Source organism: Kineococcus indalonis (assembly GCF_009906395.1).
Lineage (GTDB): Bacteria > Actinomycetota > Actinomycetes > Actinomycetales > Kineococcaceae > Kineococcus > Kineococcus indalonis.
On sequence record NZ_JAAALM010000701.1, the window covers coordinates 1 to 1,602 of the forward strand.

General features: G+C 80.3%; 2 protein-coding genes. Both read right to left on the reverse strand.

The annotated features are described in order from the left end of the window. Positions 1 to 1,218: threonine/serine exporter family protein (locus GTR00_RS20405; RefSeq protein ID WP_166613359.1), on the reverse strand; the 1,218-nt coding region annotated here is incomplete at its 3' end. Positions 1,219 to 1,270: 52 nt separating this feature from the next. Continuing rightward, on the reverse strand, positions 1,271 to 1,602 hold a 332-nt coding region (locus tag GTR00_RS25270), incomplete at its 5' end, for a hypothetical protein (protein ID WP_166613360.1).

Here is a 1,602-nt window from a genome sequence, read left to right on the forward strand (position 1 = left end):
CAGCGGCACGATGCCGCAGACGGAGACCACCAGGCCGGGCACCCGCCAGCGCCAGGCGGTGCCCTCGGCCATGAAGCCGACGACGAGGGCGGCCGCGCCGGCGGCGGTCAGCGGCCCGGCGCCGGCGGCCAGGGCCAGGGCGTTGACGGCGGAGCCGGTGCCGCCGGCGAGGGCGGCCAGGGCCAGGGCGCGCGCGTCGGCGTAGCCGCTGACCGCCCAGGAGAAGGCGGCGGTGGCGCCGGCGAGGACCTGCACGAGCACCGCCGGCGCGCTGGTGGCGGTGAAGGTGAGCGTGAGGGTGATGCCGGCGCGCTGGCCGAGGTCGAGGACCCCGGCGATGCCCAGGACGAGGCCGGCGGTGAGCACGACGGTCTCGAAGGCGCGAGCGCCGGCCGTGACGTAGAAGCCGGAGATGGCGTCCTCGGCGGAGCCGACCAGGGACAGCCCGGCGAGCAGCACGACGATGCCGGAGCCGACGACCAGCGAGGGCGGCAGCTGCCCGATCCACCCCGGCAGGTGCGGCTGCCACAGCAGCAGCACCAGGGCGACGCCGGTGGCCAGGGCCGCGCCGGCGACCTGCTGGAAGAACGCGGGCAGGCCGCGGCGGTTCAGCGCGAGCAGCAGCACCTGCAGCACGGCGGTGGTGGCGGCGGCCGCGGCGGCCACGGGCCAGCCGCCGCCGAGCAGGACGGCCACGGACACGGCCAGGCCGACGGCGCCCAGGGAGGCCACGGAGCCGCGGTAGGGGCGCCGGGCGGTGAGCAGGCGCTTGAGGCGCTCGTCGAGGGCGGTGACGTCGAGGCCGTCGCCGGCCTCGTGGGCGAGCTCGTACAGGCGCGACAGGCGCGAGTAGTCGGTGCCGCGCACCTGCACGACGCGCACGTCGGTCAGGGGCACGCCGTCGGCGCCGGTGGTGGAGACGACCACGGCGGTGAAGGTGATGTCGACCTGGGTGCGGCGCAGCCCGGCGCCGGCGGCGGCGCGCAGGGTCAGGGCGGTGACGTCGGCGGCGGAGGCGCCGCAGGACAGCAGCGCCTCGGCCGTGCGGGTCAGGGCGCGCAGCGCGGCGAGGACCTGCTCCTGGGGCGCGGTGCCGTCGTCGTGGCCCTCCTCGGCCACGGGGTGCCCGGCGAGGCGGGCGGCGACGGCGGTGGCGGCGGTGGCGACGCGGCCGCGGACCCGGCCGGTCAGCCGGCGGCCGGTCAGGAGCAGGGGCACGCCCCGACGCTACCGGCCGCGCGCGCCCCCGCCGCGCGGCCGGCGACGGGCCTCAGCAGGGCAGGGCGAGGTCGGTGAGCACGAGGGGCGGGGCCTGCTCGCAGCCGACGCCGGCGGTGCCCAGGGACACCACCCGCCAGGTGCCCCCCACGCGCTGGAGCACGACGGTGGCCGGGTCCAGCGCGGCGGGGTCGGCCGGCTCCAGGCGGGCGGCGGCCCAGGTGGGGTCGGCGTCGGCGGTGCGCACGTCGGCGACGGCGTAGGCGCCGGCGGGCACGGCGGCGGCCTCGGGGCCGGTGCGCACGGCGGCGGCGACCTCCCCGGCGGTGGCGGGGTCGGCGGGTGCGGCGCCGGCGGGGGCCGCGGCGGCGAGCAGGGCCAGCG